14 protein-coding genes and 1 pseudogene are annotated in these 15,017 nt (G+C 35.5%); 4 read left to right on the forward strand and 11 right to left on the reverse strand.

Annotated elements, in window-relative coordinates:
• Positions 1-9: 9 nt before the first annotated feature.
• The 4 genes from I5M07_RS13485 to I5M07_RS13500 form a co-directional block, all read right to left on the reverse strand.
• The gene (locus I5M07_RS13485) at positions 10-750 is read right to left on the reverse strand and encodes a head GIN domain-containing protein (RefSeq protein ID WP_200106973.1); all 741 of its coding nucleotides are present in this window, start codon (positions 748-750) and stop codon (positions 10-12) included.
• A 2-nt stretch (positions 751-752) separates the two neighbouring features.
• Positions 753-2,471 (reverse strand): PspC domain-containing protein, encoded by a 1,719-nt coding sequence (locus tag I5M07_RS13490; protein WP_200106974.1) that lies wholly within the window; start codon positions 2,469-2,471, stop codon positions 753-755.
• 5 nt (positions 2,472-2,476) lie between these two features.
• A complete protein-coding gene (locus I5M07_RS13495) occupies positions 2,477-2,806 on the reverse strand; it encodes a PadR family transcriptional regulator (protein WP_200106975.1) in 330 nt (109 codons plus the stop codon).
• Positions 2,807-2,870: 64 nt separating this feature from the next.
• A complete protein-coding gene (locus I5M07_RS13500) occupies positions 2,871-3,326 on the reverse strand; it encodes a DUF4870 domain-containing protein (RefSeq protein ID WP_200106976.1) in 456 nt (151 codons plus the stop codon).
• 174 nt (positions 3,327-3,500) lie between these two features.
• Here I5M07_RS13500 and I5M07_RS13505 point away from each other — a divergent pair.
• A pseudogene (locus tag I5M07_RS13505) lies at positions 3,501-3,952 on the forward strand (DUF4442 domain-containing protein).
• 49 nt (positions 3,953-4,001) lie between these two features.
• Here the strand turns inward: I5M07_RS13505 and nhaA are convergent.
• A complete protein-coding gene (nhaA, locus tag I5M07_RS13510) occupies positions 4,002-5,330 on the reverse strand; it encodes a Na+/H+ antiporter NhaA (protein ID WP_200106977.1) in 1,329 nt (442 codons plus the stop codon).
• A 207-nt stretch (positions 5,331-5,537) separates the two neighbouring features.
• Between nhaA and galK the strand changes: the two genes are divergently transcribed.
• Together galK and I5M07_RS13520 are read left to right on the forward strand one after the other, a co-directional pair.
• The gene (galK, locus tag I5M07_RS13515) at positions 5,538-6,704 is read left to right on the forward strand and encodes a galactokinase (protein WP_200106978.1); all 1,167 of its coding nucleotides are present in this window, start codon (positions 5,538-5,540) and stop codon (positions 6,702-6,704) included.
• 4 nt (positions 6,705-6,708) lie between these two features.
• On the forward strand, positions 6,709-7,761 hold the full coding sequence (locus I5M07_RS13520) for a UDP-glucose--hexose-1-phosphate uridylyltransferase (RefSeq protein ID WP_200106979.1): 1,053 nt from the start codon (positions 6,709-6,711) through the stop codon (positions 7,759-7,761).
• A 56-nt stretch (positions 7,762-7,817) separates the two neighbouring features.
• Here the strand turns inward: I5M07_RS13520 and I5M07_RS13525 are convergent, their stop codons facing one another.
• Together I5M07_RS13525 and I5M07_RS13530 are read right to left on the reverse strand one after the other, a co-directional pair.
• Entirely contained in the window at positions 7,818-8,486 is a 669-nt protein-coding gene (locus I5M07_RS13525; RefSeq protein WP_200106980.1) for a bifunctional 4-hydroxy-2-oxoglutarate aldolase/2-dehydro-3-deoxy-phosphogluconate aldolase, read from the reverse strand.
• An 11-nt stretch (positions 8,487-8,497) separates the two neighbouring features.
• The gene (locus I5M07_RS13530; RefSeq protein ID WP_200106981.1) at positions 8,498-9,520 is read right to left on the reverse strand and encodes a sugar kinase; all 1,023 of its coding nucleotides are present in this window, start codon (positions 9,518-9,520) and stop codon (positions 8,498-8,500) included.
• Between the two features lie 190 nt (positions 9,521-9,710).
• Here I5M07_RS13530 and I5M07_RS13535 point away from each other — a divergent pair, with 190 nt between their 5' ends.
• Entirely contained in the window at positions 9,711-10,739 is a 1,029-nt protein-coding gene (locus I5M07_RS13535) for a LacI family DNA-binding transcriptional regulator (protein WP_200106982.1), read from the forward strand.
• Positions 10,740-10,797: 58 nt separating this feature from the next.
• Here the strand turns inward: I5M07_RS13535 and fucP are convergent, their stop codons facing one another.
• From fucP to I5M07_RS13555, 4 genes are all read right to left on the reverse strand, one after another.
• Positions 10,798-12,096: an L-fucose:H+ symporter permease gene (gene fucP / locus I5M07_RS13540; RefSeq protein WP_200106983.1), complete on the reverse strand. Its 1,299-nt coding sequence runs from the start codon at positions 12,094-12,096 to the stop codon at positions 10,798-10,800.
• 83 nt (positions 12,097-12,179) lie between these two features.
• Positions 12,180-12,620, reverse strand: a complete 441-nt coding sequence (locus tag I5M07_RS13545; RefSeq protein ID WP_200106984.1) for a MaoC/PaaZ C-terminal domain-containing protein — start codon at positions 12,618-12,620, stop codon at positions 12,180-12,182.
• Between the two features lie 102 nt (positions 12,621-12,722).
• Positions 12,723-13,790: a Gfo/Idh/MocA family protein gene (locus tag I5M07_RS13550; protein WP_200106985.1), complete on the reverse strand. Its 1,068-nt coding sequence runs from the start codon at positions 13,788-13,790 to the stop codon at positions 12,723-12,725.
• A 5-nt stretch (positions 13,791-13,795) separates the two neighbouring features.
• On the reverse strand, positions 13,796-15,016 hold the full coding sequence (locus I5M07_RS13555; protein ID WP_200106986.1) for an ABC transporter substrate-binding protein: 1,221 nt from the start codon (positions 15,014-15,016) through the stop codon (positions 13,796-13,798).
• Between the last annotated feature and the right edge of the window lies 1 nt (position 15,017).

Here is a 15,017-nt window from a genome sequence, read left to right on the forward strand (position 1 = left end):
CTTTTGGTTTTAATTTTGTTTGATAGAGCCGCCCGAACTTGAATCTTTTTGGAGGTTTTTCGGAATATTATTGTATCGTACTGAGGCTCCGCTACTGGCTTCTGCGTTAAGCGAAAGAATAGGGTGGGTGTTAATTGAAGAGCCGCTCGAAGCATCGGCTTTAATGTTGTTTACCTCCAAATTTTCGGCGTGGATAGACGAAGCGCTCGAAGCATCGGCTTCCAAATCAAGAGCCATTCCTTCCAATCGGATGCTGCTGGCACTGCTGGCGCTAACCGATACTTTTTCTGCTTCAATTTTCAATTTCATAGTAGACGCACTAGAAGCATCCAAACTCAAATTATCACTTTTTATAACATTCGATGATGTTACTGAAGAAGCACTTGAACTTTCAATTTTATGAATTACAGGTACTTTTACCGTTACCTTGCGTTGGGTCACGTTGTTAAAAACCGAACTTTCAGACTCAATAATTAAAACGCCATTTTCAATTTTGGTCGTAATTTTATCAATAATATTATCATCTGCCTCTACCGTAATTTCGGTGTTGTTTGCTTGTTCAATCACTAAATTAATAGCATTGTCAACTTCAATTTCGGTAAATTCTCCGTCAATGTCTCGGGTTTCGGTGATTACATTTCCGCTTCCGGTAATACTATTCATACGATCGCCAAAATGGCAAGAGGCAAAAAATAGGGCCGTAATGGTAAGTATGATTAATTTGGTGATGTAAATGATGAGTTTGACCATGATTAGTTGTTTTTAATTATCACTCCGTTTTTGTCTTTGGTTAAATTTACAGAAGTTTTAATAACTTCTTTTCCGTTGATTTTTACCGAAACTTCTTTGATGGTGTCTTCTTGAGAATGGTTTTCGTTCTCCCATTCTTCGTTTTTTACTTCATTCGGACAATTTAAGCACTCTATTTTGTAGGCATCGGCTTTGTAAATGTAGTTTTGATGGTTGTCAAAATTAGGGTCAAAAATATCGCTATCGGAATGGTCAAAATGTGAAATCGTATAGTCTGGTTTAAAATACTGACCTTTAGGTAAGTACAAATATATGCGAACTTCTTGATCTCTAAATTTATTTTTAACTGCTGTTACAAAATAATTGTCCAAAATAAGCTCATTGCCTACAATTTCGGCTTTGTACTGAATGCCTTCGGCTCTTTTTCGGGCATCTGAAAACGAATTTCCTTTGGCTGATTTTTCAATTTGAATGTACGGTGTTGTGGTGTTTTCGTTGTATTTTACATACAGTCGGATGTCGTTAGAATAAATTAAGGAATTCCCAGCAGCATCTTCTACAAATCGAAATTCATCTCGATCATCAATATCTTTTGCATAATAGTCGTTGTACTTGAATTTTACTTTTAAAGTATCTGTCTTAGCGATCGCAATTTCTTGTTTGGTTTCTATTTTATTTTCTACCGAAACTTCCGAAGCTTGTTTTAATCCAACAGCAATTAAAAAGGCAATTGATACTAACCACAGCGCCAATAAAGTGTATTTAGCTAAATTTCCTATCGATTTTAAATTGGGAGAAATTAATTTAAATCCTAATAATGTTAGGAAGAAAAACGGAATTCCAACCGAAAATAACGTCATTAAAGCAAATGTCCAAATAGGATAATCGGTATAATTTCCGGCATTGATAAAATCACTCCAAGGATATTCTATAAAAGTACTGCTGCCCAAAGTAAACAATCCGATGAACAAAGAAAGAATAGTAAAAATTCCGGTTACTACTAAAATACTCCCTAGAAAAATGGCAAAAACTTTGAATATTTTTAGCAAAATTTCACCAAAGGTATCTCCTGTTTTTTTTGCACTGTATTTAATATCATTACCTAATTTTTCGTAATCGGTGTTTCTAATTTTATCCGTTACATTGTCAAATTCTTGACGTACTTTTTTTTCGATGTTGCTAATGTTTACAACCTCTCCAGTCATTTCTAATTTTTCAGAAGTTGAAATCGCCGGCGGAATTACAATATACAGAATTAAATACGCAATTAACATACTTCCAAAACTGGCAAATAACAAAATGACAAAAGCAATTTTTACCCAAACCGGATCTACTTTTAAATAATGAGCAATTCCGGTTGCCACTCCACCAATCACTTTATTATCAACATCACGATACATGCGTTTTCTCTTGCTCGTGTTGGTTTGGTTGTAATTGTATTTTGGAGCAGCGTCGTCTTCGATGATGTAATCTTCTGGCTGACCCATTACAGCAATCACGGCATCAATATCTTTTAAACTGATTACGTGTTTGTCGCTTTTTTGACCTTCGGATAACAATTCCGAAATGCGCATTTCGATGTCTTTGATGATTTCATCTTGTCCAACCGAGTTGTTAATAGAGCGTTTTATAGCGTCAAAATAACGCGATAATTTCAAATAAGCATCTTCGTCTATATGAAAAAATATGCCTCCTAAGTTTATATTGACTGTTTTGTTCATGATTATTAGTTTTGATTGGTGATTGTGTTTACTGCGCCTGAAAGTTCGGTCCAGGTACCGCTTAGTTCTTTTAAAAATGTTTTGCCAATTTCGGTTAGTCCGTAGTATTTTCTAGGTGGTCCCGAGGTTGATTCTTCCCAACGGTAAGTGAGCAAACCATCGTTTTTAAGTCGCGTTAGCAAAGGGTAAACAGTACCCTCTACAACCAATAATTTGGCGTTTTTTAAGGTGTCTAATATTTCCGAAGTGTAAGCATCTTTTTCTTTTAAAACAGATAAGATACAAAACTCAAGAACACCTTTGCGCATTTGGGCTTTTGTGTTTTCAATGTTCATAATTGCATGATGTTTTTTTTTGATTGAACAATTCGTTTTTTGATTGATGATTGATTGATGAATTTTATTTTAAAAAGGGGATGCTAATAGGGTAGCGGTAATTTTCGCCATTTGAAGCTTTAATGGCTCCAAAAATGATTAAAAAGAATTCGGATACTTTTAAAATTCCTAATATGATTAAGGCTAAAATGGCAACACTCAAGGCGCCTATATGGCCATTAAAATTAAAATGGTCGATGATGATTTCATTATCATTGATGATGGTCGAAAAAGGAATATTTTGAAAAAAATGATAGATCAAAATCGGAATACTAATTCCTAACAGAATAATAGAATACAGTAACAAACTCAATTGAAAGTTTAAAACTTGTTTGCTTTGGGCTGATACAAATTCCGATTTTTCTTTATAAGTGCTCCAGATAACGATTGGAAAAATATAATTCGCAAACGGAATTAAATATTGTGAAAGAGCACTTAAATGTGTTAAGGCTGCGGTGTTTTTAAAGTTTGTTGCTTCCATTTTGATTGATGATTTTGATGATTAAATGAATTACCTAGTAATTTCTTATGCAAATATATGTCTTAAAACAAGTATCTTGTATTGCATAGTACCATATATTAACATAATTTTAACAAATATATTTAATATGCTTGCATACTATTTTTGAGTATCTTAGCAAAAAATCCAAGTAAAATGAGACTTAGCGTATCCAAACTCAACCAATTTTTATTTTTTAAGTTGCCGTCTGCCTATTTATGTGGGGTACGAGTAAAATCCATTCTGATAGCCAATGTGTGGTTTCGGTGAAGCATCGATGGATTAATCAAAATCCGTTTAATTCGATGTATTTCGCGGTACAAGCTATGGCAGCCGAATTGACTACGGGCGCACTTGTTATGGGGTATATCCAGCAAAGCGGAAAGAAAATATCAATGTTAGTGGCCAACAACAAAGGAAATTTTTCCAAAAAAGCTACCGGTCGAATTGTATTTGTGTGTAACGATGGCCATCTCATTAAAGAAGCCATCGAAAAAACAATTGCAACTGGTGAAGGTCAAACTTTCTGGATGAAATCAATAGGTACTAACGAAGAAGGAATTCAAGTTTCGGAAATGGATTTTGAATGGAGTATTAGAGCCAAATAACACAAATAAAGCGGAATTGATTCTTTTTTTTAGATAAAAATGGACTATCTTAAGGCTTATTGCCGCAAACTTTCAAAATAAAATAGCCGAGTAAACCACCAATAATGGAAGCCGAGAAAATCCCAATTTTAGCTTGCGTAATATGGGTAGGATCGGTTAAGGCCAAAGAAGTGATAAATAGTGACATGGTAAATCCGATGGCGGCTAACATGCCTAAACCAAATAAATTAGCAACAGTCATTCCTTTCGGAAAAGGCGCTACTTTTAGTTTTACCAATAATAAAGTAAAACCAACAACTCCTACTACTTTACCAATTAAAAGTCCTAAAGCTACTCCAATAGCAATGTTGGTATTGAATAACTCATTAAAATCAACATTGATCGAAATGCCGGCATTGGCCAAGGCAAAAATAGGAACTATCACAAAGGTTATAAGAGGATGCATGGCATGTTCCAATTGTTGTAAAGGCGGAATGGCCTGATTGGTATCGGTTTTTATTTTTTCTAAAACATGCAATTGATGACTGGTTAGTGTTGGAATTTGCTCCACAGGATCAATTCCTTTGAAATGATTAATGTAATCGTTGATTTTTTTAGCATACGCATTTTCTTTTATAATCACATCTGCCGGTATGGTAAAAGCGGCTAAAACAGCTGCGATAGTGGCGTGAACTCCGGAAAGCAAAAAGGAAGTCCAAACTCCTAGAATTCCGAAAAAAGCATAAAATAAAATACTCCGAACACCCATTTTGTTTCCCATATACATGATAGATAAAAAGCCAGCACCAAAGAGCAAACTTTCTAACGAAATATGCGAAGTATAAAAAAAGGCAATTACTAAAACAGCGCCTAAATCGTCGACTATAGCTAAGGCGGTTAGGAAAACTTTTAGATTAAGCGGAATTTTATCTCCTAACAAATATAAAACGCCTAATGCAAATGCTATATCGGTTGCCATCGGAATTCCCCAACCGTTACTTGCAATTCCGGTTGGATTAAAAAAATAGTAAATAAGAGCCGGAAAAAGCATGCCGCCTAAGGCTGCTGCAATAGGAAGTAATGCCTTTCGGGGATTGGATAATTCGCCACCAACAATTTCGCGTTTTAACTCCAAACCTACCACAAAAAAGAAAACCGCCATCAAACCATCGTTTATCCAATGGTGAAAACTATAGGTTAAAAAGGATCTACCGTCGTAATGAAACCCAACTTTATGTTCAAAAAAATGAAAATAATCGTCCGACCAAGCCGAATTGGCTAAAAACATGGCAATAATGACACTAATTCCTAGTACAATTCCGCCTGCTTTTTCCTGTTGAATAAATTTTTGAATAGGGTAAATAACTTTATCTATAGGGTATTTTTTTTCTTCAATCATGGCACTTTTTAATTTCTTTTAAAAATACATTTTTTTAATAGAGTATTCTAATTTTTGATGGAATAGCGCTCGATTATAAAGGTGCTTTTTTAAGTTTTAAAACAAAAACTGGTAGGTACTAGTGTGGTTTTTTTTAAATTGTGCTTAGATTTGTTTTGGAAATAATTTGAAAACTTTCATAAGATTCAAATAAGAAAAAAAATAAAAATGAATGCTATTTTAATTGAACAAACCACGGGATTTTTTGCTGAGAAATTTGGAAATGAACCAGATAAGGTAGTTCTTTCTCCAGGTAGAATTAACATAATTGGCGAACACGTTGATTATAATGATGGTGATGTATTGCCTGCTGCAATTGATAAAGTTATTTGTTTTGCCTTTGAAAAAAACAACTCACAAACGGCGAACATTGTTGCGGTTGACTTGAATGAAACCGTTACCATTGATTTACAAGGCGAAATGCAATTGCGCGATGCAATTTGGACCAATTATTTTTCGGGTGTTGTGAAATATTTAAAAGAAAGTGGATATGAGCTTTCGGGTTTTAATTGTGTTTTTAGCAGTAATATTCCGGTTGGTTCGGGTTTGTCTTCTTCGGCTGCTTTAGAGTGTGGGTTGATTTTTGGCTTACAAGCTTTATTTGGTTTTGAAATTTCGAAACAAGACATTGCTTTAATGGGACAAAAAGCAGAACATTGGGTTGGAATTAATTGTGGCATCATGGATCAGTTTGCTAGTGTTCACGGCCAAAAAAACAAAGTGATTCAGTTAGATTGTAATACTTTAGCATATACCTATCACGATGCCGATTTTAGCGATTATTCTTTGGTTTTATTTGATAGTAATGTAAAACATTCCTTGTTTACTTCGGCTTATAATACGCGCAGAAAAGAATGTGAAGAAGGATTTTCGATTTTAAAACGGAATTTTCCAGAATTAAAAACCTACAGAGATTGTACTCCCGATCAAGTTGAAACAATTAAAGAACAATTTTCGGCCGATGTATACAAAAGAGTACGTTATGTGGTAGGCGAAATAAACCGTGTTTCTAGAGCTTGTCAAGCTTTGGATGCGGGTAATATTCAATTGGTTGGTCAACTTTTATTTGAAACGCACGATGGTTTGTCAAATGATTATGAAGTAAGTTGTGCAGAATTGGATGCTTTAGTTGATTATGCAAAAGCAGATGAAGCGGTAATCGGTTCTCGATTAATGGGCGGCGGTTTTGGTGGTTGTACTATTAATTTGATAAAAAAAGGATCGGAAGAAGCGGTTAAAACTAAATTTAAAGCATTGTACCAAGCGGCATTTGACATTGAATTGAAATCGTATGATGTAAAAATTAGCGATGGCACCACACTTTATAAAGGATAATACTATGAGAAATTTTGATATAAACGAAGATCCGCACCGAAGATATAATCCGTTATTAGATGAATGGGTTTTGGTCTCTCCGCATAGAGCCAAACGTCCGTGGCAAGGGCAAAAAGAAAGCGTTGCTACAGAAAAAAGACCCGAATATGATCCGGAATGTTATTTGTGCCCCGGTAATGTAAGAGCTAACGGCGAGCAAAATCCGGACTACGAAAATTGCTATGTTTTCGAAAATGATTTTGCGGCTATGAAACAAGAAGAAATCGAGTTTAAGGCCGATTCAAATACTACTTTTTTTAGAGCGCAACCCGAACGCGGCATTTCGCGAGTGGTTTGTTTTTCGCCTCGACACGATTTGACCTTGCCAGAAATGGAAGAAAAAGACATCGAAAATATCATCCGAACTTGGCAAAAAGAGTATACTACTTTAGGCGCGAATGATTTTATCAACCACGTTCAAATATTTGAAAACAAAGGCAGTGTAATGGGGTGCAGTAATCCGCATCCACACGGACAAATTTGGGCGCAATCGTCGCTTCCTACACAAGTGGCTAAAACGCAGTTGAGTTTAAAACAATACTATACTAAAACCCAATCGAGTTTGTTAGGGGATTATTTACAGGAAGAACTTGTCAAAAAAGAACGCATTGTTTTAGAGAACGATTATTTTGTAGTTTTGGTGCCATTTTGGGCTATTTGGCCTTATGAAACGTTGGTTATTAGCAAACGTCATTTTGGGAAAATAACCGATATGACGGATGAAGAAATCAGCGCCTATGCTGCTATTTTGAAAAAGTTGACTATAAAATATGATAATTTATTTTCGACTTCTTTTCCCTATTCATCCGGAATTCATCAAGCGCCAACCGATGGACAGTTGCATCCGGAATGGCATTTTCACATGCATTTTTACCCACCCTTATTGCGATCGGCAACCGTGAAAAAATTTATGGTAGGATATGAATTATTAGGAGAGTCGCAACGGGATATTACCGCCGAAAAAAGTGCTGAAATTTTACGCAACTTGTCCGAAGTACATTATAAATCGGAATTGTAAAAACAAAAAGTCCTCGAATTTTCGAGGACTTTTTTTAGGGAAAACCAAGTTGGGTATTATTTTCTCAATTTGTCAATAATAGCGTATACTTCTTTAACTTTTTGAGTCAAACCAGCATAATCTTTATTGGCAATGATTTCTTTACTAATTAATTGCGAACCCATTCCTACACAGTGAACACCCGCACTAAACCATCCTTTTAGGTTTTCTTCGCTTGGATTAACACCTCCTGTTGGCATTATGGAAGTCCAAGGTTGAGGTCCTTTAATTCCTTTAATAAAATCAGGGCCATATAAATCACCAGGGAACAGTTTTACAACTTCGCAACCTAATTCTTCGGCTTTTGTAATTTCGGTTAAAGTTCCGCAGCCAGGTGACCATAAAACTTTTCGACGGTTACACACAATGGCAATATCTTCTCTCAAAACAGGAGTTACAATAAAGTTAGCGCCTAATTGCATGTATAACGAAGCCGCTGCTGCATCGGTTACCGAACCCACACCCATTATCATTCCAGGTAATTCTTTGATAGCGTATTTGGTTAATTCGGCAAAAATTTCGTGAGCAAAATCACCACGAGAGGTAAACTCCATCAAACGAGCTCCACCATCGTAGCAGGCTTTTAAAATATTTTTGCTTAATTCGATATCATTACTAAAAAACAACGGAATCATTCCGGTATCTTTCATTGCTTGTGCAACTTCAATTCTTGTAAATTGTGCCATTTTTTCTTTTTTTATCTTGATACTTTTCCTGAAAAATCTCCACCGATTAATTTTTCAATCTCTTCTTTGGTTACTAAATTATAATCTCCGGCAATTGTATGTTTTAAACAACAAGCCGCCACTGCAAAATTAAGAGCACGTTGTTTGTTTAATGGTTTTTCATTTAATCCATAAATTAATCCGCCCATAAAAGCGTCACCACTACCTACGCGATCTACAACAGGAGTTACATCTTGTACATCGGCATTGTAAACGGTTTCGCCATCGTACAAAATACCTCCAATACGTTGGTAAGAAGCACTTATAGAATAACGCAAAGTAGTTGCGGCATATTTTAAGTTAGGACAAAGTTTAAAAAGATTGTCGTATAAAGCAGGTAACGATTCTAAGTTTTTGTAATCGGGGTTAACGTCTGGTACGCCTAACATAAAGTTAGCAGTATCGATATCTCCTAAAATAACGTTGCTGTATTGCAACATTTTTGGCATAACTTCTTTAGGTGTTTTACCATATTTCCAAAGTTTAGAGCGGTAATTTAAGTCGGTCGAAATAGTAATTCCCATTTCGTGCGCTACTTCGATGGCTTCCATACAAGCTTCGGCAGCCGATTCAGAAAGGGCAGGGGTAATACCACTCCAATGAAACCAAGTAGCATCTTTCAAAATTTCTCTCCAGTTTAGCATTCCTTTTTCCAAGGTAGCCATAGCACTATTGGCACGGTCGTAAACCACGTTACTAGCACGTGTACTTGAACCGGTTTCTAAAAAGTAAATTCCAATACGGTCACCTTCACGCAATACATTGTGGTTGGCTACGTTTAATTTGCGCATTTCATTTATGGCACATTGTCCAATATCATTATTCGGAATACGGGTTACAAATTCTGCATTTAAACCGTAATTTGCTAACGATACGGCCACATTAAATTCGCCTCCTCCATAAGTAGCTTTGAAAGTATCTGCCTGAGAATACCTTAAGTGTCTTTCGGTAGAAAGACGCAACAAAATTTCGCCAAAAGTGACTATTTTTTCCATTTTAATAATTGTTAACTAGTTTGAAATTTGATTAGTTCAATCGATTGAATTTTTTTCAAAAAAATAAAGAATCTCGCAATTCTTTAGGTGTAATTTTGTGGCTATGTAAGGACTTTATTATTTAATTTTTGTTTTTTTTAAGAAAAAGAAATTACATTTGTTCAATCGATGGAACAAATGTAGAAAAAAATTGGAAATAAAGAAAAAAACCACCATAAAAGATATTGCAACGCTGTTAGGTTTAACACCTTCTGCAGTATCTAAGGCATTAAATGACCATCCTCGCATTAGCCAAAAAACAAAAGCAGCGGTTCAAGAAGCTGTTATTCAACTCAATTACCAACCCAATTATTTATCGAGTGCGCTTCGAAAAGGCAAGAGCAATTTGGTGGGTTTAATTGTACCGCGAATCAATACGCATTTTTATGCTTCGGTTATCGAAAACATTGAAGCTATTTTGAATAAAAACGGCTATAATGTGATCATGGCGCAAACCAATGAATCGTATAAAAAAGAATGTCAGAGTATTTATACCTTGCTTAATATTCAGGTGGACGGTATTATCGCCTCGATTGCCAGCGAAACGGTCGATTTTGAGTTTTATCGAAAAATCAAACAAAAAGGCGTACCATTGGTTTTGTTTGACCGCGGTGAAAATGATTTAGAAGTGGATTATGTTGGGATCGATGATTACAATTGCAGTCAATTAATTGTAGAACATTTGGTACAGCAAAATTGTTCCCGAATAGCCCATATAACGGGGTTTAGTCATACCCGAATTTTTAAAAACAGAATTAGAGGTTTTCGAGATGCGTTGCAAAAATGGGAATTACCGGTTGAGGAAGATTTAATTATCGAAAGTAATTTGCAAATTGAAGACGGTCGACGTATTATGGCTTCCTTATTAAACCGAAAACAACGCCCCGATGCGGTATACGCTGCGAGTGATAATGCCGCTTTAGGTGCTTTGCAAGTTTTGTTAGAAAAAGGAATTAAAGTTCCCGAAGAAATGGCTTTAGTAGGTTTTGGCAATGAACCTTTTAGTACGATAATGAAACCCGAAATATCAACTATCAACCAGTTTAGTGCCGATATTGGTAAAGAAGCAGCATTGGCTTTTTTAGAACGTATTAAACATCCGGAAAAGAAAGTGATGCTCAACAAAATCATACTAGACGCAGCACTTTTAGTACGGAATTCTTCCAAGAGGGGAAATTAAAAAACGGCTATTTCTTGTTTTAAGAAATAGCCGTTTTTTAGATAAAATAATTGCTTTGTTACACCGTTTTTACTCTTCTTCCAAAAATTCCGAAGTACAAAATAATACCAAAGCAAATCAACGGAATAATATAACCAGATTGAATATCATCGTGTTTCATGTCGATTAAAGTCCCCATTCCATACGGAATTATAGCTCCACCCACAATTGACATCACCAACCAAGAAGAACCTGTTTCGGTATTCGATTTTAAACCAACTAATCCTAATGAGAAAATAGTAGGAAACATAATTGACATGAAAAAACCGATTCCGCCAAGCGCATAAATCACAATAATTCCACTTCCATAAATGGCAATCAGGCACAAAATCATACTGATGGCACAGTAAATTGATAACAAAACATAATCTTTTACATATTTTAAAAAGAAAGTTCCAATAAAACGTCCGGCCATGAAAAGGAAACCGTAAATACCTAAATAATAACCAGCTGTTTTTTCATCTAAGCCTGCGCCTTGTTGTGCAATTCTAATAAAAAAACTGGTAATACAAACTTGTGCGCCCACATAAAAAAATTGCGCCACTACCGCCCAACTTAAATGAGAAAATTTTAAAACCGAGAAAAAACCAGGTTTAATTTCGGCTTCGGTATGAGTAGGTTTCATGGATGGTAATTTCATGAAAAAAAACAAAATGGCTACCAAAACCAACACACTTCCTAAAATAATGTAAGGTAATTTTACAGCCGAAGCTTCTTCTAATAAATAAGCAGCTCGGGTGGCATCAGGCATTGCGGCCAATTCTGTTTCGGAATAATTTTTTCCTGATAAAATAAATAAAGAGCCTACAATTGGAGCAACCATAGCTGCTAGTCCGTTAAAGGATGCCGCTAGATTTAAACGTTTTGAAGCTGATTCAGGAGGTCCTAAAATGGCAGCATACGGATTTGCACTGGTTTCTAAAATGGTCAATCCGCAACCAATAATGAATAGGGCGAATAAAAACATTTCGTAGGTTCTAGAATTAGCGGCAGGCACAAACAAAAAGGCTCCAGTGGCAAATACCAATAATCCGGTAATGATACTGTTTTTATAACCAAAACGTTTGATGAGCATTCCCGCCGGAATCGCCATGACGAAATAAGCAAAAAAGACAGCCGTGTCAATTAAAGTAGATTGGCTGTTGTTGAGTTGACAGGCTTTTTTGAGATGCGGAATCAATATTGAATCCAGATTATGCGCCATTCCCCAAAGGAAGAATAAGCTCGTAATTAATATGAAAGGCAAAAGGTATTGTTTAGAAGAGCCGTTTTGAGTGGGTACTTCGTGCGTATCGCCTGTTTGGTTGGTTATTTGCATAGTTAGTTTTTTTTAAGGTTTTGGGTTAAAAGCAAAGAAATCGTTTTCTTTTTGTTTGTTTGAGTTTTATACCTGACAAAGAATTATTTCTTTTTGACTAATAAAATGTGATCGCAAACCAAAACCACTTCGCCGCGTTGGTTAATTATTTCAACATGTTCAATAACAGTTCCCATAGCTGGATTTTTAGCTTCTGTTTTTTCAGAAATAGTAATTTCTGAATGAATAGTGTCACCAATATGAACGGGTTTTACAAAACGCAAACGATCATAGCCTTTTGAAAAAGCCTCAGGATTAATCTCTGAAGCTGTTAAACCAATTCCAATACTAAAAACCATAGTTCCGTGGGCTATTCGTTGTCCAAAAGGCTGTGTTTTACACCATTCTTCATCCATATGATGCGGAAAAAAATCCCCTGTGTGACCCGCATGAACCACAAAATCGGTTTCGGTAATGGTTCTGCCTAAAGTAACTCGTTTATCATGAAGTTGGTAATCTTCAAAAAAAGTGGATTTGAAATACATATATTTTATGTTTAAAAGTTTAAAAGTCGAATGTCAAAAGTCAAAAAGAAGTAATCAAAACGAAAAACTTTAAGACTTTACAACTTTTGACTTTCGACTCAATTATAATTCATTTAGTGAAATTCCGCCTTGGCTATCGCTAATGTAACAGGCTTCCACGACTCTCATAGTGTCTAAAACATCTTGCACGCTAGCCAATAATTTGTCATCAGAACCTTCTTTAAATCGCATTAAATTTGACATTGTTCCGATAAAAGCTTCTGGGAACCAAGAACCTTCTAAAGCTACTTTTGTCCAGTTAAAAGCGCCATTTTTATCAGCCACAGCATATTCAAAACTATCGGGCATTCCGTCGGGATAATTCATTAAAAGTCCCATTTTTGCTTTAATAGCGCCTTTTGTACCTTCCCATTTTATATAGCTTTCTTCGTGTTCGGGTCCAAAATGATGATCATGATTCGTATTAATTACCACACGTTTGTCATCGCCATAATTTAAAATGATGGATGAACGGCAAGAGGATAATTTTTTTAAAGGATGATGCGAAGTTTTTGCATAGACACCTTTTGGGTTTCCTAAAAACGAACGAATACAATCGATATAATGTACACTGTGGAAAAGAATTTCTAATCTCGGATGTTCTTTAATTAAAGGGAATAATTCCCAAGGTGTGTTGACGGTTACTTTAAACTCAAAATCGTATAAATCCCCAATAATTCCGTTGTTAATTAAATAGCGAGCAGCACTGACAAAAGGAGAAAATCGAAGTTGAAAATTCATGGCAGCTACCAAACTTTTTCGTTCGCAAACCTCTACAATTTCACGTGCTTGTGCTAAATCGTTACCCATTGGTTTTTGAATCAAAACAGCAGCACCATCAGGTAATTGTTCTAAAATTTCGATGTATTGGTCGGGTAAAACGGTGATGTCGTAAATCGCATTTTTAGGAGCTTTTTTTACGGCTTCGGCTACATTTTCATATACATTTGGAATTCCAAATTCCTCGGCCATAGCTTTAGCTTTAGCAAAAGTTCTGTTTGTTATCCCATATACCGAAAATCCCGCCATTTTATAAGCTGGTAAATGTGCATCTTTTACAATACCGCTGGCGCCAATAATAATAATAGGATCCGGATTTTGGGGTAATAATGGTTTATATTGTATATCCATCGTACTTATAATTTTTCGATTGATTTTTGTGTTTCGTTTAAAATGTCTTCTGATGAAATGTTGGTTTCAATTGCTTTTATGACCATTTGGTCAATAAGTTCTGTGATTCTTGGCCATAAAGGTGTTTGAGGTAAAGTGAGTGCGTTTTCGTGCAACATTCCTAATTTGTGATAAAATGGAATTTTTTTATTGATTTCCGTATTATGCCAAGTTGATTTTCTACAGCCAATTCCGCCTTCATTCGTTAACAAAGCATCAGATTCTGGTGTGGTAGCGAATTTTAAAAATTCATATGCTAAATCTTTATTTTTGCTACCACTACCAATAGTATATAGCCAATATACGTTAAGAGAGGCTGATTTATGATTGGGATCGCAAGGAAGTTCGGTAATTTCTACTTTTTCTTTCACTTTTGATTCGTCAATAACTTCGGACATAGAAGCAAAACCAAACCAATTGATTGCCATAGCAGCTTCTCCTTTAGCAAAAGTTAATCCGGCTTCAACCGAGTCAATATTTTTAGAATTAGGATGTGTTGTATTTGAATTATTGACAATCTTTCGGTAAAAATCTAATGCTTTTACAGCGGCTTGGGAGTTGATTGTTATTTGATTTTTTTCATTCAATAATGAGCCGCCCCGTGTCCATAATTGCAAGCAAAAATCAAAAACTGTATTGTGACCATCAGGATAATTAGCGAAAACACAGCCGAAAAAATTTTGTTCAGGACGATTGAAAAATGCTGCAATTTGTTCAAATTCTATCCAAGTTTTTGGTGGATTCAAGTCATAGCCAAATTGTGTTTTAAAGTTTTCTTTTTCAGTAGGATTTTCAAATAAATCTTTTCTGTAAAGTAAACATTCTGGCCCATCATGAAAAGGTAATCCATAAACTTTTCCTTCAACTTCTTGTAAATGCAATAATGAATTGTGCCAACCTTCGGGGAAATCTTGTGGTGGATTTTGTTCAATAAACGGACTTAAATTTTCGATTGCTTTTTCATTAACGGCTTCCCAAATCCAATCGGTATTGAGGTGAGCAATGTCCCAATCACCATTTTGCAACCCTTTTTCAACTAACGTTTTATTATACAAATCATGTAATTCCATTGGAACCATTTCTAAGTCAACTGAAACGTTGTTTTGTTGGCAAAACAAGTTCCAAAGCTTTTGTATTGTTGATTCAAATGGTTCAAATTTTCGAACTGCAATTCGTATTTTTGTCATG

The sequence above is a fragment of the Flavobacterium agrisoli genome (assembly GCF_016522065.1).
GTDB lineage: Bacteria > Bacteroidota > Bacteroidia > Flavobacteriales > Flavobacteriaceae > Flavobacterium > Flavobacterium agrisoli.

Excerpts from the sequence above, each read along its gene's own strand:
- galK (WP_200106978.1), top strand. The coding sequence starts at position 5,538 with ATGAATGCTATTTTAATTGAACAAACCACGGGATTTTTTGCTGAGAAA.
- I5M07_RS13495 (WP_200106975.1), bottom strand. The coding sequence starts at position 2,806 with ATGAACATTGAAAACACAAAAGCCCAAATGCGCAAAGGTGTTCTTGAG.
- nhaA (WP_200106977.1), bottom strand. The coding sequence starts at position 5,330 with ATGATTGAAGAAAAAAAATACCCTATAGATAAAGTTATTTACCCTATT.
- I5M07_RS13520 (WP_200106979.1), top strand. The coding sequence starts at position 6,709 with ATGAGAAATTTTGATATAAACGAAGATCCGCACCGAAGATATAATCCG.
- I5M07_RS13485 (WP_200106973.1), bottom strand. The coding sequence starts at position 750 with ATGGTCAAACTCATCATTTACATCACCAAATTAATCATACTTACCATT.
- I5M07_RS13530 (WP_200106981.1), bottom strand. The coding sequence starts at position 9,520 with ATGGAAAAAATAGTCACTTTTGGCGAAATTTTGTTGCGTCTTTCTACC.
- I5M07_RS13545 (WP_200106984.1), bottom strand. The coding sequence starts at position 12,620 with ATGTATTTCAAATCCACTTTTTTTGAAGATTACCAACTTCATGATAAA.
- I5M07_RS13490 (WP_200106974.1), bottom strand. The coding sequence starts at position 2,471 with ATGAACAAAACAGTCAATATAAACTTAGGAGGCATATTTTTTCATATA.
- I5M07_RS13525 (WP_200106980.1), bottom strand. The coding sequence starts at position 8,486 with ATGGCACAATTTACAAGAATTGAAGTTGCACAAGCAATGAAAGATACC.
- I5M07_RS13550 (WP_200106985.1), bottom strand. The coding sequence starts at position 13,790 with ATGGATATACAATATAAACCATTATTACCCCAAAATCCGGATCCTATT.
- I5M07_RS13555 (WP_200106986.1), bottom strand. The coding sequence starts at position 15,016 with ATGACAAAAATACGAATTGCAGTTCGAAAATTTGAACCATTTGAATCA.
- I5M07_RS13500 (WP_200106976.1), bottom strand. The coding sequence starts at position 3,326 with ATGGAAGCAACAAACTTTAAAAACACCGCAGCCTTAACACATTTAAGT.
- fucP (WP_200106983.1), bottom strand. The coding sequence starts at position 12,096 with ATGCAAATAACCAACCAAACAGGCGATACGCACGAAGTACCCACTCAA.